The organism is Paenibacillus sp. FSL H7-0714 (assembly GCF_038003765.1).
In the GTDB taxonomy this organism is placed as follows: Bacteria; Bacillota; Bacilli; order Paenibacillales; family Paenibacillaceae; genus Paenibacillus_AQ.
This window is the reverse complement of record NZ_JBBOPT010000001.1, coordinates 2,388,465-2,411,741: the sequence shown is the minus strand read 5'-3', so window position 1 is coordinate 2,411,741 and position 23,277 is coordinate 2,388,465. Positions and strand designations below refer to the sequence as shown.

Sequence of the window (23,277 nt, the reverse complement as noted above, 5' to 3'; positions counted from 1 at the left end):
GCTCATCATCACCTTTAGGTAGAGATTACTATTTTGCAAGGAGCATTCAAAATCCAGTTCTTGTAACTCATTAAATCGCTTACCTCTATTTTATCTAGCAATTCCTTTAACTGATTGTAATGTTCACACGTAATATGAATAGGTTCACCATGAAAAAAATGCGAGGATATATTTTGGAATAATTCAACTCTGCTAGGCTTTTCTGGTTCACACAAAAATGGAGAAATACTTTCTTTCGATGCTTTCAGTTTCTCTTCTGTGATCAATAATCGTTTCAAATAGTAAGCAACGTCTTCTGCAAAAGTAGATATTGTGTCATCTATGGAAATAAAGGTTAGTGTAAATACAGCATAATAAAAATAAGCTGACACATGCTTATCCTTTACTGAAACGTCCGAGCATCTATTAGCATAAGGGGATACAGACACATATTCATCAATACTTATCTTTGTAATGATTTCAAATAACATCCTTGTCAATTTTTCTTTGAGATTCACTGATTGATAGGTTTGTTGATAGTAGAAATCTACGACTTTTAAATTAGTAGGATGCTCCAGTCTACAAATTGACAAGTTAAACTTTTGCTGTTCTACTCCGTAACTGATGCCTAACTCATGATGATTTAATGAATTAGGAGTTACAGTATCTACACATGGTATTGTTTGATTTAGATTTGATATAATTTCAGGCACCTGAAGTCCGGTAAAATATATTAGTGCTAAATTATCGTTAGTGTAGTTGTTTTGAATAAATGTGACCGCATCCTTCATCTGTAATTGCACAATCTCATCAACCTTACCTACCGGAAGCTCGTTGATCTGGCTATTAGTAATAAAAGAAATGAGTTCCTGTTGCCAGTACCACTGAGATCCTTTCTGTTTACATTCAGCCAATAGCTCTAATTTTGATATCTCAAAAGTCTTGTTAGTTATAATAGCATTACTAAGAATTATCATTAAAATCTGGTGGAACATATTGATATTATCCATGTGAGATGGAAAAGAGAACATTAGGACTGTTTGACCATAGTTAGTAAATCCTGATGAACGAATCTCATTAAAAATAAGGGAACTATTGCATGATGAAGGAATATACTTACGGTATGAAAGACATATATGTTCAACTAGATGAGCTATGCCATTTTTACCCGATGGCTCCTGACCACATCCAGCTTTAATACACACTATTACCAGTGTCTCTTCACATTCATCGTTAACAAAATATATATTTTTTTCTTGTTGAAAAGATAAAGATAATTTAGGTTTCATTCCTATTCCTATCTCCTTAATAAGAGAATATAAATATATTAAATTAAAAGGTGAGCTAACATAAAGTTAGATCACCTTTTTCAAAATTCAATTCATTTATGATCCATTACTTGCTGTAGAGGTATTACGTTCTTTATTATCAGTAATATTGCTGTTGCATCCGCAGCCACAATCCGGAACACCCCACCACCATGCTCTGTCTCCAGTATTATCATGTTGATTAGGAGTGTCCACATTACATATACAGTTACACTTATGTGCAGCTGTCACAGCATCATCTTGATTACGAAACAAGGGATTGATTACTAACATGATCTATTCACCTCCTTTATTGTTAATTCATTTATATTGATCCTCATAATATGAGGAAAAATATCATCAATAAATTTCAGTATGTTCCAAGAATTCTAACTTTTCAGGTGAATTTTCCCGTAGTGTATGATAAAGGACCAAATCCTTGAGATGGACACTTCTGCGCAAATTACATTTTCTATTTTTTTCAACAGAATCAAATTTTTCTTCTGTATAGTTATGGGCATAACACACAGAGCACAATCTAATCGCCCAACAGTCTTGGCATTGCTCTATCGAACCTTCGGAATAGTCTTCAACATAATATTTTTTCAGACGATCAAAATCAATGCCCTCCACGATATTTCCTATGGAAGGAGAAGCGCCTACTCGTTCACAAACATATAGTTCGCCATTAGTAGTGATATAAAGTCTACGTGCACCAGGAGTACAGCAGCCATTAAACGGATAAAATTCACCGGGGGAATCCGTAAGATAACGCTTTTCTATGCTGATTAACGAGCTTTCAATACCAGACGAAGAAATGTCATTAATATCACCCCTAATGTCAGGACGAATCAAAGCACGTTCTTCCAACCACGACCACAAAGGATCCATGACCTGCGGATTAACATTATGATTGTTCTTCAGTTTTATTTCTGCATTAGGAAGACTACCTTCCGCAACATAACCAATGTTAATGTCTACGTTGGGAGGCAAGAAATCCAAATCTGCAAAAAAAGAGTTAATATCATTCAACTTGTCATGCGAATATGGGGGCGCAAATACAGCGTTAATGGAAAGTGCATTTTCACTTTTTGAAAACGAATCACTCATCAGCTTCAGGCCACGAATAGCCCGTGAGTAGCTGCCTTCACCATTAGCATATTTTCTATATGAATTCTGTACATATTCCGGCCCATCCAGACTACAAACAACCCCCATTCCTGGAACGAATGCCAAGTAATCCGCAATTTCTTTAGTCACCAAAGTCAGATTCGTAGTCAATGAAAAGGTTATTTTTTTTCCCTTTAGGGTTTCCAATGAATACTCGACTGCCCATTTCAATAAATCAAACTTCAGTAGCGGTTCTCCGCCATAAAAAGTAACGGCTATTTTCTCTCCAGAATGCTTTGCCGCATAATCAATACTTGCCTTCGCAATTTCCAGGCTCATATCACTATTGTTAAAATCTCTGTTCAAGTCGCAGTCTTCATTGTAAATGCAATATCCACAGCGCAAATTGCAACGACCGGTTAATTCTAGAATCACTTGAGATAACTCATTGTTAACCCGCTCCTCTAAAAGCTCGTTATGGCCAGGAGTATACAAACGGTCGGGCTTAAATGCTCGAAACAGATGTTCATCGACTACCGTTTGGCAAAAATCATTGATCGCTGAGATCGATATCCCTTGTACTCTCATCAATTCATTGACATTATTAACATCAGGTAATTCAAAGAGGGACTGCATGATCTTTAAGGCATCATCATCCAACTGCAGCACCTTTCCCGTTCCGGTGTCATAATAGTAGATATTCTGCCCCGTTGAGAAGAGCTTACCCAAACGATGAATCCCACTATAATGTTTTATTCCAAACAAACGCTCGATTTCCTCATGACACTTTAATGTACTCATTTTCCCACCTCTTTCTTAGAATCAATCTATATATTTCTAATCTCTCTACTACCATTTCATTTTCCAAATCATGTCATGTTCAAAATAAATACAGATAGCTGTGAAAAGACTTCTAGTTTCTCAGTTACGGCTGTAGTCCATAGTACTAGGAATTTCGTACTCAATACTGGTAATTTACTTTTAAATCAAAGATTCATGGGATTTTTTTCACAAAGTATTCTAGCAATATTGCCTCTTCCAAAATCAATATAACATATAAACTAATAAAATGGAAGCAATTGGATATAATTCCATTTCAAAGATATGAACAGCGTGTTTTTGATTTAATTTACATTTTTTGGATGAATTATCAGACATGAAACCGTTATCAATCAGTTTTTTGTTTAAACTAGTAAATTGCATTTAAGATAATCATTCTGGTATAATGACCACTAATTGGATTATTTCTCATATTAAAGGAGTTGATTTTGTTGTTGCATATAGCAGTATGCGATGATGACGAAAAAACGCTTCAGCAGTTCAAGAAATTTTTTTCAGAATTTTCAAAAAATTCTTCATCTATCTTTTATGTACAATATTTTCCGTCGGGAGAGGAATTATTATATTATTATAGTCTTCCCGGTCGATATACCTTCCACTTAATCCTTATAGATATCGAAATGTCCGGCATCAGCGGGATAGACACTATACTCAAAATTCGCGCTGAACCAGACTATAACGTCCAGATCATTTTTCTAGCTGATTCTCCGGAATATATGATCGATAGTTTTAATGTACAACCATTTTATTATCAGTTAAAACCCTTGGTTTACGAAACGTTCCAAGTATTATTGCAAAGAGCATTCGTATATATAAATACCGCCATCTACCCTCACATTAAGCTAAAAACAACGGATGGAGAGGTAATTCTACAAACATTTGAAATTATATCATTGGTCAAAGTAGATAAACTACATGTTAAAATAACCACCCTGGATCAGGTATTATATTCTGCGATAACATTGACTCAGCTCTCAGAAAGACTCGATATGAATTTCTATCAGATACATAAATCTGCCATTGTTAACCTGAAGCATATTCAAAAATTCACCTCCAGTAAAGTAGTAATGACAAACAAGGACATACTTCCTTTGGGTCGATTGTATAAGAAGGATGTGATAGAAGTTCATACGAGCACTCTTTGCGAACATACTTTTTAAAGAGTATAGTAATGATGTGAATACAAAGATCGGTCATTAGAATTCTCTTTTTCAAGTTATATTGGATCAGCATTTTTTCAACCACTTTAATTCAGCAAACAATCTTATACTTCCCCCTCAGAGACAGGCACATAATAAGAACGACAGTCTTTATTAAATTTCGGCTATCGAATTCTTATAATAGAAGTTGAAAATTACAAATTAAAAGCCAGAATATCATTAGGTACAATATTAGAAAAGAGACGTTGACTGTTTATATTGTTCACAGTGATGGATTTAAAGCCATCATGAACCATTCGTGATTATGCTTACAGCGATGAGAACCAATGGTCTCGTCGCTTCTCACTCCATTTGATTGATTTTGCACAGCACAAAGAGCCTATTGAGACGCTGCCAGCGACTTTAGACTTTAGTTGTGAGTATTCGAATTTCATCACCTTCAAGCACGTCCTCCTTATGTTATTTTTCAAGAGGGCTGAAGTTTCATTCTTGCTTTATCTTCATGATATATTAAATGGTCTCTAACATGTGTAATCCTGTCCTAAACAAAATTACTTTTACTCTTATATTTACTCAACACAATAACCGCCACAGTACTTAGTGTCGAGGCGGAAGTTCCATTTGATTTTCTTTTGTGCTAGATTGAATATGCCAATGGTATCAACACTATTCTTAGTTTGTTCGACACCGCTGCAGAAAAACACAGCGGTCTCTTTTCCAAATTCGCAGACATGACCGATGATTATACATTGATTATTTGCTACGTCTTTAACGATTCGATTTATAAGACATTACTCTTTGTATGTAAAGGGATGAGATAGGTATGGTTCTCCAAGTGTAAACACCCATCCGATAAGCCATTTTACACATAAATAAAACTTTCTAACCTCTCAAATAAATCCGCCGTTCACACGAATCGTCTGGCCCGTAACCCACTGTGATTCCTTACTGGCTAGAAACAGCACTACACTCGAGATATCCTCAGGCTCACCCAAGCGTCCAAAAGAATTCATACTCCCAACATTCGCAATCTCTTCAGCTGACTTCCCAACTGTGAAAAGTTCCGTATTAACAGGACCTGGCGAAACCGCATTAATCGTGATTCCTTTTCGTCCAAATTCTTTAGCTAGCTGACGAGTGAATTGTTCCACTGCTCCCTTTGTTCCCGCATAAACGCTGTAGGTTGGGAACATCTGGCCTGTAACCGATGTCGAGAAATTAATGATCCGTCCGTTCTCACTCATATGTTTAGCCGCTTGCTGGCAAGCAAAAAAGGTACCCTTCACATTGATAGCGAACTGTTTGTCGAAGTCTTCTTCCGTCATACTCGCAATCGGCTTTGTGATCATAATGCCTGCGTTGTTAACGAGAATATCGATTTGTCCATAAGCTTCCAATGTGGCTTGGAATAATTGTTCTAGCTCTGCCACTTGGCTGATATCCGCTCGGATAGCGATAGCTTCTCCACCCTTTTGCTTAATTTCGTTCACAACTTCCTCTGCCTTGCTTGGACTGCTTGCATAATTAACAACAACCTTCGCACCATGTAACGCCAAGTTCTCCGCAATTTCCCGTCCCATACCTCTTGAAGCTCCAGTCACTAATGCAACTTTTCCAACCAAATTCTGATCCATCTTTTATTCCTCCTATTCGTTTACCTTTCTTGTTGGTCTGATTATAAATCGAACACTCGCAAATAACAAGTGACAATTATTATTTTTTGTCATTCGATATAATTGTTCTCCAGACGCAAAAAAACCTTCCGATCTTCATCAAAAGGTTTAGTCCATCATTTTTCTATTATGAAATATGCTATAACAATTTATGACGAAATTCCGGAAAGCATCAAATCCCAAACAGAGGCAAACTCCTGATCAATCGAACCCGACTGCCACTCTTTCGCGTGAGCAGGATGATGAAATCGTGATGTTGCATTAAAAATAGCTCTTGCCGTAACCTCTGATTCCAATGCTTTAAACTCCCCGGTTTGTATACCTTTTTCAAGAATGCGTGCGAGTTGCCCAATTAATTGATCTACGTGTTGGGTAATCATATCTACGGTTTCTAAAGTTACGGAGGCGTACATAGCAAACATTTCGGAATCATCTACAGCATAGCTCCGTTTACTGTGAATTAGAGTATCTAACCACAGACGTAGCTGCTCTTTGGCATTCCCATCAAATTGCTCAGTAACGTCCTTCAATGGGGCTAAAATATTTTGATGCAACCATCTTTCGGTTACCGATTCGCGCAAAGCTGCTTTACTGGAAAAATGTCTATATAGCGTACCATGACTAACCTTCAGTACCCTCGCTACATCAACAACTGAAGTCTTATCCGGGCCAAAACGCCGGAGTACTTGTTCAGCCGCATCCAAAATGTTTTCTTTAGATAATGGAAGATCATTCGACATTGCTATTTCCCCTCGCTCTAATTCTGATGGTACTTATCATAGCATATATTATTCAAAAACGAACTGACAATAATCTTACTTTGTCATTTGTAGAATCACTATCAGTATATACGTGCACTAATTTATTAAACTTAGGTCCACGTTTGGTATCCAATTCTCATCAGCCGCTGAGTACCTACCATACCCCAACAACAGAAAACCTCCTTGATTTCTCAAGAAGGTTCCTTACTTTCATCTACTTACTCACTCGTCCAGCTTCGCCCTAGCAAACTTACCAATCTTCGAAATCGCCTGCTCTGCTTCTGGGAGCATATACGCTAAGAAATGAAAAACACTCCACATATTATCCCATATTTCCAGTTCCACATGAACACCCGCTCCACTCGCCCGTTCAGTCAACCTCGTTGAATCGCTTAATAGCACCTCATGGTTGCCTACTTGAACAAGTAAATCAGGCAATCCCTGCAAATTCATTCTTAACGGCGATAATATTGAAGCCCACTCGGTTCGAGTACCTACATATGCTTCAAGTATCCGTTTATTCCCTTCCAAGCTACCTGTCGGATCAAGCTCCGCACGACTCTGATACGATTCACCATCCAAATGAACAAGATCTGTATGCGGCGAGATAAAAAAAGCACCTGCTGGTAAGTCGCTCCCCTCATCCCTCAAAGTAATCAGTGTCATCAGCGCAAGGCTGGCTCCAACAGAGTCTCCTCCAAACACGATATCACTGGCAGAATATCCATTTGCAAGCAACCACCGGTAAGCCCCTATACAATCTTCATTAGCGGCGGGATAGATATACTCGGGTGCAAGGCGATATTCAATGATTAGCACTTTCATGCCACTCGCCTTTGCAATTCGTGCTGCTAGATCCCGATAAAATTCACAGGTTCCTGAAACAAAACCACCACCATGAAAATAAAGAATCACTTTATCATCAGGTGGAGCTGCTTCCACAGGAATGATCCACTCTCCGCTTAATGGCCCAACCCTGACCCGCTCGACTGTAACATCCGTATGACTAGGCATATTCGCAGCCGCCTCAACCATTTCTTGCCGGATATGCTCTATAGACTTACTTTCAAACCGATTGTTTTGTTTCAGGTAATCTTTGATTGCTGCAAGCTGTTCTATACTCGTCTTTTCCATATCGATAATCCCTCCTACAGGTCTTTTCAACTCAAAGTATAAAGCCTGTAGGTGACTACAAGGTCAAGTTAAGATTCCATTTTTAGGATTTCTAGCGTTGACTGTACTCCAGGATGTTTATCCGTGGCTAATAAATTTTTTCTCAAGTCTGCGAGAGAAGCAAGCTTTATCTCCTGCTTTGCAATTTCATTGCGGACTCGATCCATTTTTTTATCTACAACTTTCACAAAATCATCTATGCTAATGCCACTGCTTTCCGATTTTAACAATGCCTTTTTAATTTCCTTTAGGGTGAATCCACATTGCTTAGCATTATGTATAAACGTAAGTCGACTTAGCGCTTCTTCAGAATAAAGACGGTAGCCGGCTTCCGATCGTAAAGGTGTACTAATTAGACCCAGTTCCTCATAATACCTCAGTGTTTCCATATTCACATTTGCCATCTTGGCCATTTGACCTCGCAAGTACTCCGACATGATCTACGCCCCCTTGGAATTACCTATATTATACCAAAATCCAGATAATACAGAGGGTATCAAAATAGAGCCAATAATTAATCGGGATCAATTTAAAACTCCTTATTTACACACAAAAAAACGGCATTTCTGCCGTTTCCCCATGTCTACTCTTCTACCGACAACACTTCACTTCGAATCGCATTTTTCTGTATTAGAGAAATCTGTCCGGCATGAATACCTGTGTGATACATAAGTCTTCCTACCGCTTCAAGCGGAGTAGATGTGCCAAAAGACGACTCTACGCTTACATGCCAAGCATCTTCCGGAAGCTCCCGCATCGCTGCAATCAGATTCTCGTTGGAAGCAGACAGCAGATTCACCAGTTCACTTAATGTAGTATATGCTGCATCATCGGCTTGAGGTTTAGGTCTACCAAAGAACCACTCTGCAAACATAAACTCTACCTCGGCATTATGAGAAATCAATCCTCCGATGGATGAATTTCCTAATTTAAGATTTAAATCTTCTTCCGGCAATGCCTTCACCATTTTATGAAATCGCTCTTGAACCGCTTGCCAGATGGGCAGTACTGAAGTAATAGTCATCGGCTATTTGCTCCCTTGTACAGCTGCTTCTTCGTCTTTCTTCTTATCAATAACAACGTGATTAAATACATTCGCATCTACATCAATATCGAACGCCAACCCAAAACCTACAACATAACGCCCCTTCAACGGAGTTAGTTCGAACAGTGAAAAATCCAGTCCGCGCAGCAATTTCAGCATGGCCTCACCATGGTCAGTATTGAACAATTCAAAGATATCCTCATATCCATCATTTCCGATATTGCTTGAAGTACAACTCCAGCGCACACGCTCAGTTGCAAATTTATTGTTTGTTTCAGACTCATCCGCAATTAGAAAGGCGTCCACATAATCATTATTTTCCATATAGCCATAGTGCTCTGCGATTTTACTAATATAGATATACAGCTTGCCGTCTTTCTTTACGAAAGGCGCATAACTAATAAAGGGCTTACCTTCATCATCAATCAAACTCAAAATCAGGTTCTTACGTTTATTAATAAATTGCAAGTAGTTTTCTTTATTTTTCTCCACATCTACAGGCTTCTTCATTTAAAATCCCTCCATGAATAGGTTGTGTCACACTATGAATCTATCGAACAGTACTCAACAAATGAATACGAGGTTTCTTCTCTGTGGGCACATACTGGACTTCCGCGTCCATCCGGTATATATCCCTTATCATATCGGTTGTCATGACTTCATTCGGTGTGCCATACATCGCCTTCTCACCCGCCTGCACTACAACGATACTATCGCTATAAGAAGAAGCTTGATTGAGATCATGCAGCACCATCACTATGGTCATGCCCATGTCTTGATTTAACTCGCGAACAAGCTCAAGCACTTCATGCTGATGCGAAATATCCAAGTACGTGGTTGGTTCGTCAAGCAACATGATGAGTGGACGCTGCGCTAATGCCATTGCAATCCAGGCACGCTGTGATTCACCACCTGACAATGAAGCTACGGCTCGGTCCTTATACTCCATCAAATGTGTCTTTTCAAGGGCCCAATGAACAATGTCCATATCCTCTTGGTTCAATCTTTCAAACCACTTTTTATGTGGATATCTGCCATACGAGACCAGATCGATCACAGTCATATCACTCGGTGCTTGATTCTTCTGGCTCAGCATGCACATTTTTCGTGCGACTTGTTTGGCGCTCATGGTCTTCAGATCCGTACCATCGAGTATGACCGTACCCGTGTGATAAGGAATTAGCCGTGATACTGCTTTGAGCAAAGTGGATTTACCGGAGCCGTTCGGTCCTATGATGGAGACGATCTCACCTTTTTTTACGGAAAAAGAGAAGTTGTTAATCACGCTTTTCTGCTCATACCGAATCGAAATGGAATCGACAGTAAACATGTTAGAACGCCTTCTTTCTCATCAGGTATAGAAAATATGGTCCGCCAATCACAGCCATAAGGATACCCGCAGGGATATCTAGGGGTGCAAACAGGGTACGTCCACCTGTATCCGCAATTAACAGAACCAACGCACCAAGAGCCATACTCATCGGCAAAAGATATTTGTAATCTGAACCCACGAGTAATCTCGCCATATGAGGTACAACTAGACCGACAAATCCGATCATTCCAATGGCTGCTACAGAAATAGCCGCTAGAAATACTGCCAGCAAGGAGAGCAGGATACGAATTCGGTTCACATTTTCACCCAGATTCGAAGCCACCTGATCACCCAGACGAATGATATTTGCCTTACGAATGGCAAAGAACGATAAGATCCAACCTGCAATCGCATATGGGAAGACCATCATTAACGCATTATTCCCTTTTGCCGCAAGACTGCCGTTAAGCCATTGAACCGCTGCAGGGAGTCTATCGCTGTACATGATTGTTAATAGTCCAATGAGTCCTCCGCAAAGCGCATTCACAGCAACACCAGATAAAATAATAGTAATCGGTGAAATACCGGTTCGTCTCCACGCTAATGCATATACAATACCAGCAGCAATTAGCCCTCCAACAAAAGCGGCAATCGGAATGAACTCAGTATACTGTGGTGCAGCAAGCATTATGACAAGAACACATGCAGCCGCGCCACTAGTTACACCCGTCAATCCAGGATCAGCAAGTGGGTTACCCATCACAGCTTGCAGCAGTGCGCCCGAGATCGCTATATTCGCTCCGATGATCATCGCCAGTAACACACGTGGCAATCGAATATCCCATATGATGGTGGCATTCACCGCCTTTGACGATGAACCAAAGATCGTGCTTAGTATGTCTGATACCGGAATGAAAACAGAGCCTAATCCGATGGCAATAATCGCGGCAACGAGCGCTAATAGAAGCGTTACAATAACAACTATTCTGCTACGAGATGTATTTATCACTTGCTGTCTCCTTTAATTATTCATAGAAGTATTTTGCGATTTCAGTTAGAGCTGTCTCTGCGTTAATGATCGAGGTTACGCCGAACACACTGTAATCCAAAATCTGGATTTTGTCGTTTTTATAAGCAGAGAGCTTCGTCCAAGTTTCATTTTTCTCGATTTCTTTTTTAAATTTGTCCTTTGTCGCTCCGTGGTCACCTGAAGCCAATACGAGAATGACGTCAGGATCAGCGGCTACGACGTTCTCCATATTAATAGGAGAGTAAGTATCTGTAACTTTAAGTACAGAAGTAGCGATGTTATCAGCGCCAAGCTTTTTCACCAAGCTACCTAGATAAGATTTCTCACTCATAACCATGAAGGAATCAGAGGTTCCAATAACGAGCATCACGCTCGGCAGTTCTTTTCCTTCGGCTAATTTACTTAACTCATTTTCTTTATCCAAAATCTTACTCAAAGCCGCATTCATCTCATCTTTTTTATTAAAATAAGTACCTAATACTTTAAGGCTAAGCTTTAAATCCTCGAAGGATTCTGTGCGTAGATATGCTTTTTGCAAATCCATGCCTTCCAGTGTCTTATCCAGCGTGCTTCGAAGCGATTCTGCTCCCAGCAGCAAGTCTGGCTCAAGCTTTGTTACTACTTCAAGATCCGGTGCCATTGGCGAACCAATTTTATCTATCGATTCAAAATCAGCAGGAATTGGATTGGTGGAGGTTGGCACCCCAACTGGTGTGATTCCAAGCAAATAGAGCATTTCTGTTAATGGTACAGATGTAGTTACAATTCGCTGTGGAACTGTGGCTGGAAACTGGCTTAATGCTTCATTGAACAATGCTTCATCTACACCATCATTCTCCAGACTGTATTCCTTTCCAGCATCCGCTGTTTTCGCTGCTTCTGTTGTATTCGCTGCATTTGCTTCTTTCGTTTCATTAGCAGCTGTATTCGTTACGGCTTCATTCTTGGTTTGATTGTCCGCTGTATTGGTGGACGAACATGCAGTCATTGCAGTAAGCGCTGCAACAACCAGAAGTACTAATAATTTCTTCAAATTCTATCCCTCCGAGTATGTATAATTATACGTTCCAAGTAGTGATAATGATTTTCATTTTCATCTACCATTCCTATGATAATGGTTATCATTAGGAAGTGTCAAGAATTTTATTTTAATTTTAAACTAGCCAAAATGCCTTAAACATCCCATTAAAAAGGACAACCTTTCTTGTAGAAAAATAGGAATCTGGTGTCGTATGAACCCTTCACTTTCTTAAATCCACAAAAAAACCACATCCAAAGGACGTGGTTAATATGCATAATAAACCTAAATATTTAATTATAGATTGGAATAAATCTATCTCGATTATTAATAATGGAATCTTCTTCTGATTTCGCTTATAAATTTCCGGTCAGAAAAAATTATCATTCCAATAATGGTTAGGAGTGAGTATACGATAGAGAAAACACTGGTCCAAATGACATGAGACAAATTAAATACAAACAGAAGCATAGGACATAAATTAATAAAGAACATCGCTAAAATATAGCCTATATCATGACGCCATAATGATTTTTGAACAATTGCGAGCACAGTCATAATAAATGTAGCTGCCACTCCAAACAGTGGGATTGCATAGTTGGTAGACCATCCCTTAAAACCAACAAATATATCGATCACCAAAAGGAAAATGGACAACATGACATAGTGATATAAAATTTTCCTGCCAATATGTTTATTAGATAAAATGGTGTCTTTAACAACGATCCACGCATAGATAAGACCTGTACTTACGATAATTGACCATATTCTCGGATTGATATGATAGGTCAACGCATTAATTGTAATCGAAAGCACGATCGCAGATATAGTCAAAAAGAGGAACAATTTAGCTACCGTAAATGGTTTGGTTTCCTGATAGATCTCTTTATAGGACGGGTATTCTGTCGTGCTCTCTCCCCTGATCTTAAGTGGCTTGGAGCATAGTGGACAACGATAATGTTGATTATCAACCGTCACGTTGCAACGAATACATTTGGTCATTCGCTAATCCCCCAATCGTTTGAGTAGATCTTAACTTCAAGTCCAGCCTCACCCGCTAAGGTCGAAAAGAAATATTGCAATATATCGGATTCCACTATATTTCTGGTAAACGTGATCACCAGCTTATCATTGACTGAGCTGATCCCACAGTTCATAGGGCTTTTATTGGATGGATAGACTAATGCCTCGATTAGCTCTACGTGCTTGTACATTTGCTGTGGCAACATAATATTGCCGATATTGGACAAGGTCAGTGTTCTTTTACTTTCCCCTAGCATATGAAACCCTAAATTCACGAACCAGTTCTTCAAAAATAACGGGACAAACAACGTAGCTTTGTTCCGTTCAAGCGCCACATTATTGTAAATGATATTTTGCAAATTTTCTTTCCCCGTCTTATACTTCAGCATCTCATTCATTCTAAAAATTAATTCATCCAGTGTGGTATCTTCCGTGATTCGCGCGCCAAGATTAACTACGCCAAAGAAGTTACGAAGAGTACGTGAAGGGAATGCTTTGCGCAAATTGACAGGCACTGCGATAACCACGGGAGCGTTACTTTTGCTATATTTGATTCTTGTTTGATAAATAGAATAACTCAGTAATGCAGATAAATAAGCAGTGATCGTACTACCTTTTTGCTTAGCGAGGGCATTCAATTGGGAGGCACTTACGACCCCGTGTACCACGTTATTTCCGAACTGTTCGAAAGCTGTACCTTTAATGTGGTACGCTCGGCTGTTTCTAACCGATTCAACATAACAATCCTTGTAGTATCTGCGAAAAGCATCCTCCATATCATGGATATCCACTCCTGAATCAGCGAGTAAAATCCGGTCCTCAGTGTCAATTTCATGTCCCATATACATTAGATAATAGTACAGCAGTGATTTTAAAAACTCGACAGCCCCATTACCATCCGTAAGCGCATGGAACACTTCAACAGAGACTCTATTTTTGTAGTATAAAACCTTAAATAAATATCCATTGTTTGTAGTTGGATCAATGTTGCGACAAGGATACTGCTGATCCTCAGCGATCACAATTTTATCCGTGCTAGACTCTAAATAATTCCAAAACACACCCCTGCGAAGCTTCACAGTGAACATCGGAAATCTGTCGAATACCGTATCGGCGGCTTGCTGTAACGCATCCACATCTATAGGATTTGTCAGAACAGCTGAGATCCGATAAACGGAAGTGTTTTTTGTGTTTGTAACGGATGGAAATAGTTTTGCTGCGTTATCAAGTTTGTACCACTTTTTCACTTCAAAACTCCTCTATTATTCTGCTGTTGACTAGTTGATACTCCACTTCTGCATTGTCTTCCTCAAACAAACATAGCTTACCACGACACAGATTATCTCTGCCACTACAAAGGAAAGCCATAAGCCGATGTTACCAAACATTAAAGGAAGGATAAAGAAATTCCCCATCAACAAGACATACCGTAAAATCGCCAAAATCGGATGCCAAAGCAGCACCGGTAATCCCCATATCGAAAACGCAGATAAAAACCAAATCTAAGATGATATTCAAGACTACACTCAGTAAATTACCAACCATAGGAAAAAGCACTGAATTTGCTCCAACTATTCTAGCCAGTACATGAGGAAAAAAAACTACCATTATGAAAATAACTACGGCTATCATGAGCAGTGTGTTAAAAGCATTATTGAAGTAGTGGTTGGCTTTCCCCTTGTTCTGCTCTCCCAGACTAATAGCGGTTAATGTATTTCCTCCAATAGCAATTAAGATCCCTTTACAGGAAATAATATTAAAAATCGGTGAAGCCATATTCACAATATTATGACTACTTTAGAGCCTAGTGAGAATCCATCTGTCTTTTTTGTAGTTTGTGAGAAGTACCCTGAACAGGCCGACTGTATTTCAATATTACCTAAAGGAATTTATCTCTATGGTTATTGCTCGGAGGAGCAGAGAATGGAAACGATGCAGAATATCGCTGCACATGCTAAAGCCGAATATAATACGGAGATTCCATTCATCATCCAGACAGTCATTTTCACCGGAATGTTTCAGTGGGTTTATGAGATTCAAGTATGGTTAAAATCTGCATAATCTAAAATAAGACAAATAAAACAGCACGCGGCGAAATAGGATCGACACGTGCTGTTGTTAACTTGAGTATAACTAAGCTAGTCCAAATTTAGAACCTAGCTACATAGAATTCTCGATCTGACGGTACATTAAAGCTTTTTATAGCATTTCCGTTCTCATCTCTTAATGTGAGAAGATACGGCACCGTTGTTAGTGTGCTAACTGTTGGGAATCTAGCTACACCAAATTCATCGAAATCAGCAACTATAGCTGGATTTCCAGTTCTCAATAATGAAGCGGTCCACCCTGTAGTGTCTTTAGGTGTTCCAGTTGCATTTGTACCAATAGCGAGAACAATAAATCTGTCCAATGTCTGTCTGATTCTCCGTTTCTTCCGGGTTGCAGCTGCTTTCACTCTTTTTGCCGCGAGGGCTTTGGCCGCCATAACGGCTTGCTTATTGACTGGCTTCTTAATCATTGCCATTTTCCTTCACCACTTTCTTTTTAGGATACGATATTAGATGCAAGATTTGGAATGCTTGACCTCACTTTTACCTACTATTCTAGAAATGTACTTTATTCCTAGATTCATAGATTCGTACCCACTGGATCAGTGGTGCATATAATGCACTTGTGAGGTGATCCATTAATAAATGAGCCGACAATTGTGGCTAGAGCAATATAGTTCAAGAATCCATAGGGCGCTAAGAAAAAGAATTCAACACTCCCAAGTCAGTCGCGGTACATCCGCTAAAATTCCTATCATTATCAAATTCAAACAAAAAATGACCCCAGCACAGCTGAAGTCATTACAAAAACATCTAGAATCACACGACTTTCCTATCAAACATCATCTCCCCATACTAAATTCTGTATCATCACGAGTTTCGATGAACTGTCTGAAACAGATGTGCAGTTGGCATGGAATCGATAAAATCTATGTTGACGGAATTAAAAAAACATCACTTTATATAGCGACACCATCCATCGGTTCTACATCCGTCCAAAAGAAACAGGGACTTACCGGAAAAGGAATCAACATTGCCATTCTTGACACAGGAGTGTATAGGCACCCTGATCTGATTCAGCCCTGTAACCGTATCGTAGCTTTTAAAGATTTTATCAATCACAGAAAACTTCCCTACGACGATAACGGCCATGGGACTCATATCGCAGGGGACGCGGCAGGCAACGGATGGATGAGTAAAGGAAAATACAAAAGCCCTGCTCCAAAGGCAGGGATCGTCGGTGTTAAAGTACTCGATAAAAATGGCGACGGATATGACTCCACGATTATTAAAGGAATTGAGTGGTGTATTGCGAATCGAAAGCGACTAAAACTACGTATCCTTTCGATGTCATTAGGGGGTACGGTAAATTCACCTTGTGCTGATGACCCGCTGTGCCAAGCCGTAGAAAAAGCAATAAAGGCTGGACTCACTGTTGTGATTGCAGCTGGAAATAGCGGCCCTGGACGCAGGACGATAGAATCTCCTGGTATTAGTCCTTCTGCAATTACCGTAGGTGCAGTGGATGACCGTCGCACGCTCACACAAAAGGACGACCGGATTACCTCGTATTCAAGCCGCGGACCTGCACCGGGAGGGCGAAAGAAACCAGACCTCGTAGCCCCTGGCGAAACCATTATCTCTCTTCGTGCGCCTCATTCCAAGCTAGATCGCGAGCTTCCTTACTTGCGAATCGCTAAAAATTACTTTGTGCTGTCCGGTACCAGTGTCTCAACACCTATAGTCTCTGGTGTTATTGCTCAATTGCTACAGAGAAATCCCTCACTAACTCCTAAGCAAGTGAAATCCATACTAAAAAAGAACACATTCTCTCTGAAACTCCCCCCTAACACAGCGGGCTCTGGTGAGATCAATGCAAGATTTTTATTGTGATTTTGCTTCCTTCTTTAAAGCTGTGATAACAGAAACTGATAACACTTCAGTAAATTTACCCGTAGGCTCAATTTCTAATAAAGAAGATTTCAAATCCGCTTCAAATCGTTCCAAGTGATCTCCAAATAAGCGCTTTGAAGCATAGGAAGTGGAATACAAATTGCCAAGAATCGAATCCACCGTCCATGTCACTGAATAACTCGGTAAAATCAATCTTTCCACATCCTTAAAGCTAGATCGCGCAACAATATCCTCATGTCTTTCTTTAGGATGAGTATAGATGCTGTCTCCTGCGATTCTTTCGTTACCTAACCAGCGTTTCACTACTTCATTTACCTTAAGCTGCCAAGATAATGGCTCTTGCCCTACATTAAAAGTATCAATAATTGCTAGACCGCCATTATTGTCCGAACTGTGGTATAGGATTTCAAGAATAGACGATCTATCCATCCAGTGAAACGCTTTGGCTAGGATGGTAAGACGGAAGGAACCCCAGACGTTCTGCAACTCTTCTGCTCTACCAAGCATCCAACTAACGTTATCAACCCTATGGATTTTTGATAGACGATTAGCCTCTTCCAACATTCCACTTTCCGTATCTACACCTATCATTTCTTCAAACCAATCACTAAATCTTAGTCCCAGCTGACCCGTACCACACCCTAAATCAAGCAGACGGCCTTCTCCGTTAAGCGAAAACTTCTGAATTAAGAACCGAATAAGGGATGAAGGATACTGCGGTCGATATTTTGAATAGTACACTGCCGTACCTTTAAATAAATCCGGACCATATTCATTCATAGTTTCACCCTTCTCTTGTTTTCTAATAGGACAAAATCATAGCAGACATCCAAATAAAATAAAAGGCAGTTCGGTGTGAATCCGAACTGCCTTTTTATTTATGCTGATACGCCAATTCACTGGATTTGGGCTCAAAGGATCAAAAAATCCACATAGTAATGATTGACAAATAGGTCTGTTGCATGTATGGTTAATTACATAACTAACTAACCAATGAACATGGCGGTGAATACATGGGAAGCTTAATGGATGATACTCGACCGATATTTATGCAGATCGCCGAACGCATAGAAAATGACATCATCGAAGAAACACTCTTGGAGGAATCACAGGTTCCTTCAACAAATCAATTTGCTGTTTTTTACCAGATCAATCCGGCGACGGCTGCGAAAGGTGTGAATTTGCTTGTCGACCAAGGAATTTTATACAAAAAGCGAGGTATCGGCATGTTTGTAGCTTCTGGAGCGCGCACAGTATTGATGGAAAAGAGAAAAGAGCAATTTTATGAGCAATATGTTGTAACTATGATCCGTGAAGCAGAGAAATTAGGAATTACGTTGGATCAATTAACGAAGATGATTCAGAGGGGAGATAATCGATCATGAATGAAGTCGTTGAGATCAAGGGACTGACCAAGTCGTATGGAAAGGTAACCGTCATCCAAGACATTAGTTTTTCTTTAGAAAAGAATAAAATCTATGGCCTGCTTGGTAGAAATGGTGCAGGAAAAACAACGATCATGCACATGATCACAGCACAGTTATTTGCTACAAGCGGTGATTTGAAGGTGTTCGGGGAACATCCCTACGAGAATAACCGCGTACTCAATCAGATTTGCTTTATTAAGGAAAGCCAAAAGTATCCGGATACGTACCGTATTATCGATGTTCTAGAGGTATCCGAGTTATTCTTCCCTAACTTTGATCGGGACTACGCCCACTCCTTAATCAAGGACTTTAATCTCCCCTTAAAAAGAAGAATAAAGAAGCTGTCCAGAGGAATGCTCTCGGCGGTGGGCATTGTAGTAGGCTTGGCGAGCCGCGCTCCGCTGACTATTTTTGACGAACCTTATTTAGGTCTCGATGCTGTAGCAAGAAGCCTGTTTTACGATCGACTAATTGAGGATTATTCAGAATATCCGCGAACAGTTGTCTTGTCTACACACTTAATTGACGAGGTAAGCCAGCTATTAGAGCATGTCATTGTTATCGACAACGGTAAGCTGATTATCAATGAGGATGCTGAAGCTCTTCGCGGGCGGGCTGCTAAAGTTATCGGTGCGGCTGCGAAGGTCGAAGATTTAATCACCGGTAAAGAGATCATCTCTCGTGAATCCTTTGGCGGATTACTTTCTGCCACTGTTATTGGCTTAAACTCAACAGATCTATCACGTGCTGAGATGCTTGGTCTGGAGATCTCCCCGATATCTTTACAACAGTTAATTGTTCATCTTACAAACAGAAAATCCCAAGAGAAGGGAGTTGCAGTGCAATGAACCAAATGACAGGGATATTAAAAATGCACTATAAGGATAAATGGTTTTGGTTGTTTATGCCTTGGATTATATTATTGTCCAGCTTTTTGGTTAATCTTGTCATAGCTTTTTTCCTGCAAGAACCAATGTATACCGGCGGCCTAGTCTCAATCTTTATTTATATGTTTGTCATAGGTATCATCATTTTAGTACAGACTTTCCCCTTTGCCTTGGGCTTAAGCCTACGGAGGATAGATTATTTCTTCGGCACATCATTGATGGCCGTTATAACAAGTGCCGGCTTCTCACTACTTCTGTTCCTGCTATCTATTATAGAAACCAAATTAACATCTGGATGGGGTGTGCAGCTACATTATTTTCACCTACCATACTTGAATGATGGTACCGTCCTAGAGCAGCTGTGGATCTATTTCATGATCTTGTTGCATATGTTTTATTGGGGATTTGTTATATCCAGCATCTTCCGTAGATTTGGTAGAAGCGGCCTATTCATTTTCGCGGCAGTCATGTTTATTCTGTACAGTGTCGCTGGATTGTTAATGACATATTATCAGTGGTGGGTAGATGTATTTAATTGGTTGGCTAGCCATACCGCATTTGAACTTGCCTTGTGGAGTATGCCCTTGACGGTCTTGTATGCACTCTTATCGTTCTGGATGCTTCGGAAGTCTACAGTATAAGACTCTGCCTGGAATATTGTTAATATTTATAGGGGGTATTGTATGGATTATGTGAGGGATTACGCCATGTATGCTTCTATATTCGGTATGTTTAGTTTTAGTTGGTTTGGTTGGGCACAAGAAAACCCCAGATCCAGCTGGCGAAAATATATTGGCATAGCTTCTGGTGTATCCCTTCTCGTCTGCTTGATTGGTGTCTATTTAAGTGTGACGAACTGGGATGCTCCCTCCGTATTAAATGACAAGACCTCTTTTGATAATTATCTAATTTCTGTCTATATTGAATTATTGTTGGCTGGTGCTGGAGCTTCTATATTGATGAAATGTAAGTATAATGATTATGTTGCTCCTTGGATTGCCTTTATAGTAGGGATTCATTTTATTGGCTTAAAAAGTGTGTTTAACGATTTCAGTTTATACCTTTTAGCAGCACTTCTGGTTGCAATCTCTATCGTATCACTGTTCATATCTAAAAAACTTAAGGTCGCAAACAGTGCAATTACAGGCATTGGTGCTGGAACAGTTTTGCTCGCCTTCGCTCTATTAGGGTTAATTCGATATTTATCGATCTAGATACGAGTATGCTAAAGTTACCTTCGATTAATTATATTCACAAAAAAAACTCCCTTGATTTCTCAAGGGAGTTTCTTGTGATGCGGTCGAGAGGACTCGAACCTCCACGATATTGCTACCACACGGACCTGAACCGTGCGCGTCTGCCAATTCCGCCACGACCGCACATCATAATGACTACATATCAAACTTGCGGTCACAAGATAGATCATACCATGCTGAGATTAAAGCGTCAATATATTTTCCAGCTTTTCTTATCGATCATTATTTTATGGATAATTATTGCTTTTAATTCCGAATATAAGGTATAATGAGAACAAAAGTTCGCATAATATAAATGAGGTGATTTATAATGGCGACTACGAAGTTGAAGACATCCATTGTTGATGAAGATGTTACTAAAGAAGAACTGTCCCTTGTCAGAAGCTATTTGCTGCTAACGTTTATTCATAAAGTTTTCGAGCGTGACTGCCGTGTAATCAGCAAGAGTGGTCTATTTAAGACCCCTCAGCTTTATATGGAGCTCTTGTCTGGTGCCACTAAGAAAACCTCACTAATGCTTCAAGAGGTTACGCGTGAATTGAGCTCACATGATCTGAAGATCACAACCGTTCGCCAAGATCAACGAGGAGTCGAGGCCTTGTACTCCTGTAGAGGATATCAAGGTGAGATGAATATATTATGGCCAGGATTCCGTAGAGAGATGATGCTGCGAATGCGTGCGTATCTCGGACTGTCCACAGAGCTCTCCATACTCTCCAGAGAAGAAAGTGACTCCCAGCTAGCTTTAAGTATTTAATCCGTCAGAGGCTTATATGTAAGCAGAACAGCTCCCCACCCGATTTGGGTAAGGAGCTGTTTTTGCTGCGGAAACTATATATTATCAGGTTCTTTCCTTGGTTCGCTGAAGGGTTGGAATAAATAATTCCGATCTAGCTTTACTACTCGTCTATTCTGACGACGTATCATCACCTGCGAATCATCCCAAGCCAGAACAATCCCTTTTACATCATTACTTTCTATGCCGTCCCGCACCACACGAATTTTCTCGCCGGAAATTCGGTATGCATCCAATTGTTCATCGCTAATCATCATGAATTCCTCCCTCTGTATAGCTTATCCTATTTTCATCCAGAAAAAAGACCCAAATGAAAAATCATCTGGGTCTCGTATAAGTAATTGACCAATTGCATGTCTACTAAAGCATTCTTATATCAGCGCTTCATTCTTCTCGAACCAGAAATCAAGAACTTTAGCGGACATCACACGTTGCTCCAGATACTCCACTTGGTTTGTTGTGAATTTCTCCCTCCAAGGGAAGGAAAGTTCCTCACATAAACCTTTGATTGTCAAAAGTTCTGACCAAGCTACATAGCGTTTGTACCAAAAAAACTGAGGATGTTCAATCATATAGGGATACAGATCGTCGAATTCCGTGTGTTTGCAATCCAGCGCACGCTCGAAGTGATCCTTGGCCTCGGTTAATTTATCAATAAAAAATTGCTCAGTCACCGGTTCTTTCCCCATTGTGACGCCTCCTCCCTATGTCTGATTTTATTATAAAGGAAAATCTATAGGGTGAAAAGCAGTTGTTTGAAAAATAGGCCTGTTCTTATCTCAAAAACGGGTTATTCCCCAAATTCAATGGTGCCTCCACTAAGAGAAGTAATTCTTACGAGTGACTCCAGTCGGATGCCTTGTTCTTTGATCGTCCGGGCTCCTGCCTGAAAGCTTTTTTCCACTACAACGCCAAGACCTACCAGCTCAGCGCCAGAGCGCTCGATGATCTTAATCAATCCACGTGCTGCATCACCATTAGCAATAATATCATCGATAAAGAGGATTTTATCTTCTGGAGAGATGAATTGGCGAGACAACATAATGTCGGTAACAATACCTTTCGTAAAAGAAGGAACTCTTTCACAAAGTGCGTCCGGATCTGCTAACAGTGTTTTTTTGCGACGTGCAAAAACTAACGGCACCTTTAACTCATATGCGGTGGCAAATGCCACGGCAATGCCCGAGGATTCCACGGTCACAATACGTGTAATTCCGCAGTCCGCAAACCTCCCGGCAAACTCCCGTCCCATTTCCATCGTAAGCTGCGGATCTACCTGATGATTCAACAGTGCATCAAGCTTCAGCACTTCATCCGAAACGACGACACCTTCCTCCAAAATCCGCTGTTTCAACACTTCCATGACTTTGAACCTCCAATACCCTTTATAATCGCAGACGTTCCGTACAAATGAATCACGGAAGTCATGTCCTACTGATCCTCATCATAACCTGTACTATACAGAGTGCACAAGGCAATCCTGCATAGCACGCATTATGATTTTTCTTTTGTTCTTAA

The 23,277-nt window shown here is 40.0% G+C and carries 28 protein-coding genes and 1 tRNA gene; 8 read left to right on the top strand and 21 right to left on the bottom strand.

Annotation, left to right across the window (positions count from 1 at the left end):
* Positions 1-14: 14 nt before the first annotated feature.
* The 3 genes from NST34_RS10510 to NST34_RS10500 all read right to left on the bottom strand — a co-directional run bounded on the left by NST34_RS10510 (position 15) and on the right by NST34_RS10500 (position 3,197).
* On the bottom strand, positions 15-1,268 hold the full coding sequence (locus NST34_RS10510; RefSeq protein ID WP_341127706.1) for an insulinase family protein: 1,254 nt from the start codon (positions 1,266-1,268) through the stop codon (positions 15-17).
* 96 nt (positions 1,269-1,364) lie between these two features.
* Positions 1,365-1,580, bottom strand: a complete 216-nt coding sequence (locus NST34_RS10505; RefSeq protein ID WP_283911281.1) for a hypothetical protein — start codon at positions 1,578-1,580, stop codon at positions 1,365-1,367.
* Positions 1,581-1,646: 66 nt separating this feature from the next.
* Positions 1,647-3,197: a radical SAM/SPASM domain-containing protein gene (locus tag NST34_RS10500; RefSeq protein WP_339247000.1), complete on the bottom strand. Its 1,551-nt coding sequence runs from the start codon at positions 3,195-3,197 to the stop codon at positions 1,647-1,649.
* Positions 3,198-3,667: 470 nt separating this feature from the next.
* Here NST34_RS10500 and NST34_RS10495 point away from each other — a divergent pair, with 470 nt between their 5' ends.
* On the top strand, positions 3,668-4,396 hold the full coding sequence (locus NST34_RS10495) for a LytR/AlgR family response regulator transcription factor (RefSeq protein ID WP_341127705.1): 729 nt from the start codon (positions 3,668-3,670) through the stop codon (positions 4,394-4,396).
* An 890-nt stretch (positions 4,397-5,286) separates the two neighbouring features.
* On the opposite strand, the gene NST34_RS10490 is transcribed toward NST34_RS10495, so the two are convergent.
* The 12 genes from NST34_RS10490 to NST34_RS10435 all read right to left on the bottom strand — a co-directional run bounded on the left by NST34_RS10490 (position 5,287) and on the right by NST34_RS10435 (position 15,207).
* Positions 5,287-6,030, bottom strand: coding sequence for an SDR family oxidoreductase (locus NST34_RS10490; RefSeq protein WP_341127704.1), 744 nt, complete (start codon positions 6,028-6,030; stop codon positions 5,287-5,289).
* Positions 6,031-6,218: 188 nt separating this feature from the next.
* Positions 6,219-6,809 (bottom strand): TetR family transcriptional regulator, encoded by a 591-nt coding sequence (locus NST34_RS10485; protein ID WP_341127703.1) that lies wholly within the window; start codon positions 6,807-6,809, stop codon positions 6,219-6,221.
* A 243-nt stretch (positions 6,810-7,052) separates the two neighbouring features.
* Complete coding sequence (locus NST34_RS10480) at positions 7,053-7,964, bottom strand: alpha/beta hydrolase (protein WP_341127702.1); 912 nt, start codon at positions 7,962-7,964, stop codon at positions 7,053-7,055.
* 68 nt (positions 7,965-8,032) lie between these two features.
* Positions 8,033-8,440 carry a MerR family transcriptional regulator gene (locus NST34_RS10475; RefSeq protein WP_341127701.1) on the bottom strand — a complete coding sequence of 136 codons (408 nt, stop codon included), beginning with the start codon at positions 8,438-8,440 and terminating at the stop codon, positions 8,033-8,035.
* Positions 8,441-8,586: 146 nt separating this feature from the next.
* Positions 8,587-9,027: a DinB family protein gene (locus NST34_RS10470; RefSeq protein ID WP_341127700.1), complete on the bottom strand. Its 441-nt coding sequence runs from the start codon at positions 9,025-9,027 to the stop codon at positions 8,587-8,589.
* Positions 9,028-9,030: 3 nt separating this feature from the next.
* Complete coding sequence (locus NST34_RS10465; protein WP_341127699.1) at positions 9,031-9,558, bottom strand: HugZ family pyridoxamine 5'-phosphate oxidase; 528 nt, start codon at positions 9,556-9,558, stop codon at positions 9,031-9,033.
* 40 nt (positions 9,559-9,598) lie between these two features.
* The gene (locus NST34_RS10460; protein ID WP_341127698.1) at positions 9,599-10,378 is read right to left on the bottom strand and encodes an ABC transporter ATP-binding protein; all 780 of its coding nucleotides are present in this window, start codon (positions 10,376-10,378) and stop codon (positions 9,599-9,601) included.
* Position 10,379: 1 nt separating this feature from the next.
* The gene (locus tag NST34_RS10455; protein ID WP_341127697.1) at positions 10,380-11,369 is read right to left on the bottom strand and encodes a FecCD family ABC transporter permease; all 990 of its coding nucleotides are present in this window, start codon (positions 11,367-11,369) and stop codon (positions 10,380-10,382) included.
* A gap of 16 nt (positions 11,370-11,385) precedes the next feature.
* Positions 11,386-12,423, bottom strand: a complete 1,038-nt coding sequence (locus tag NST34_RS10450) for an ABC transporter substrate-binding protein (RefSeq protein ID WP_081382743.1) — start codon at positions 12,421-12,423, stop codon at positions 11,386-11,388.
* 312 nt (positions 12,424-12,735) lie between these two features.
* Positions 12,736-13,410, bottom strand: coding sequence for a DUF6320 domain-containing protein (locus NST34_RS10445; RefSeq protein WP_341127696.1), 675 nt, complete (start codon positions 13,408-13,410; stop codon positions 12,736-12,738).
* Complete coding sequence (locus NST34_RS10440) at positions 13,407-14,678, bottom strand: alcohol acetyltransferase (RefSeq protein ID WP_341127695.1); 1,272 nt, start codon at positions 14,676-14,678, stop codon at positions 13,407-13,409. The genes NST34_RS10445 and NST34_RS10440 overlap by 4 nt, the downstream gene beginning before the upstream one ends.
* Before the next feature lie 130 nt (positions 14,679-14,808).
* Positions 14,809-15,207 carry an MATE family efflux transporter gene (locus tag NST34_RS10435; RefSeq protein ID WP_341127694.1) on the bottom strand — a complete coding sequence of 133 codons (399 nt, stop codon included), beginning with the start codon at positions 15,205-15,207 and terminating at the stop codon, positions 14,809-14,811.
* Positions 15,208-15,219: 12 nt separating this feature from the next.
* On the opposite strand from NST34_RS10435, the gene NST34_RS10430 reads away from it, so the two are divergent.
* Complete coding sequence (locus NST34_RS10430) at positions 15,220-15,492, top strand: hypothetical protein (RefSeq protein WP_341127693.1); 273 nt, start codon at positions 15,220-15,222, stop codon at positions 15,490-15,492.
* An 88-nt stretch (positions 15,493-15,580) separates the two neighbouring features.
* On the opposite strand, the gene NST34_RS10425 is transcribed toward NST34_RS10430, so the two are convergent.
* Positions 15,581-15,955 carry a hypothetical protein gene (locus NST34_RS10425; protein ID WP_076298521.1) on the bottom strand — a complete coding sequence of 125 codons (375 nt, stop codon included), beginning with the start codon at positions 15,953-15,955 and terminating at the stop codon, positions 15,581-15,583.
* Between the two features lie 406 nt (positions 15,956-16,361).
* Between NST34_RS10425 and NST34_RS10420 the strand changes: the two genes are divergently transcribed.
* The gene (locus NST34_RS10420; protein WP_179085714.1) at positions 16,362-17,372 is read left to right on the top strand and encodes a S8 family peptidase; all 1,011 of its coding nucleotides are present in this window, start codon (positions 16,362-16,364) and stop codon (positions 17,370-17,372) included.
* Here the strand turns inward: NST34_RS10420 and NST34_RS10415 are convergent.
* Positions 17,364-18,173 carry a class I SAM-dependent methyltransferase gene (locus tag NST34_RS10415; RefSeq protein ID WP_341062018.1) on the bottom strand — a complete coding sequence of 270 codons (810 nt, stop codon included), beginning with the start codon at positions 18,171-18,173 and terminating at the stop codon, positions 17,364-17,366. The two genes, NST34_RS10420 and NST34_RS10415, sit on opposite strands and share 9 nt — an antisense overlap.
* Before the next feature lie 233 nt (positions 18,174-18,406).
* On the opposite strand from NST34_RS10415, the gene NST34_RS10410 reads away from it, so the two are divergent.
* Genes NST34_RS10410 through NST34_RS10395 form a run of 4 tightly spaced genes read left to right on the top strand, consistent with a single transcriptional unit; the run spans position 18,407 to position 20,921 of the window.
* A complete protein-coding gene (locus tag NST34_RS10410; protein ID WP_042186911.1) occupies positions 18,407-18,778 on the top strand; it encodes a GntR family transcriptional regulator in 372 nt (123 codons plus the stop codon).
* Positions 18,775-19,668: an ABC transporter ATP-binding protein gene (locus NST34_RS10405; protein ID WP_076283131.1), complete on the top strand. Its 894-nt coding sequence runs from the start codon at positions 18,775-18,777 to the stop codon at positions 19,666-19,668. The genes NST34_RS10410 and NST34_RS10405 overlap by 4 nt, the downstream gene beginning before the upstream one ends.
* Positions 19,665-20,348 (top strand): hypothetical protein, encoded by a 684-nt coding sequence (locus NST34_RS10400; protein ID WP_042186907.1) that lies wholly within the window; start codon positions 19,665-19,667, stop codon positions 20,346-20,348. Before NST34_RS10405 ends, NST34_RS10400 begins: the two co-directional genes overlap by 4 nt.
* A 42-nt stretch (positions 20,349-20,390) precedes the next feature.
* A complete protein-coding gene (locus NST34_RS10395) occupies positions 20,391-20,921 on the top strand; it encodes a hypothetical protein (protein ID WP_149643984.1) in 531 nt (176 codons plus the stop codon).
* A gap of 81 nt (positions 20,922-21,002) precedes the next feature.
* Here NST34_RS10395 and NST34_RS10390 read toward each other — a convergent pair.
* A tRNA-Leu gene (locus NST34_RS10390) sits at positions 21,003-21,086 on the bottom strand.
* 187 nt (positions 21,087-21,273) lie between these two features.
* On the opposite strand from NST34_RS10390, the gene NST34_RS10385 reads away from it, so the two are divergent.
* Positions 21,274-21,720, top strand: coding sequence for a hypothetical protein (locus tag NST34_RS10385; RefSeq protein ID WP_042186902.1), 447 nt, complete (start codon positions 21,274-21,276; stop codon positions 21,718-21,720).
* 74 nt (positions 21,721-21,794) lie between these two features.
* On the opposite strand, the gene NST34_RS10380 is transcribed toward NST34_RS10385, so the two are convergent.
* The 3 genes from NST34_RS10380 to NST34_RS10370 all read right to left on the bottom strand — a co-directional run bounded on the left by NST34_RS10380 (position 21,795) and on the right by NST34_RS10370 (position 23,122).
* Positions 21,795-22,013, bottom strand: coding sequence for a hypothetical protein (locus NST34_RS10380; RefSeq protein WP_042186900.1), 219 nt, complete (start codon positions 22,011-22,013; stop codon positions 21,795-21,797).
* A 117-nt stretch (positions 22,014-22,130) separates the two neighbouring features.
* Positions 22,131-22,448 carry a hypothetical protein gene (locus NST34_RS10375; protein ID WP_036689410.1) on the bottom strand — a complete coding sequence of 106 codons (318 nt, stop codon included), beginning with the start codon at positions 22,446-22,448 and terminating at the stop codon, positions 22,131-22,133.
* Positions 22,449-22,549: 101 nt separating this feature from the next.
* Positions 22,550-23,122 carry a xanthine phosphoribosyltransferase gene (locus tag NST34_RS10370; protein ID WP_076283133.1) on the bottom strand — a complete coding sequence of 191 codons (573 nt, stop codon included), beginning with the start codon at positions 23,120-23,122 and terminating at the stop codon, positions 22,550-22,552.
* Positions 23,123-23,277: the final 155 nt, after the last annotated feature.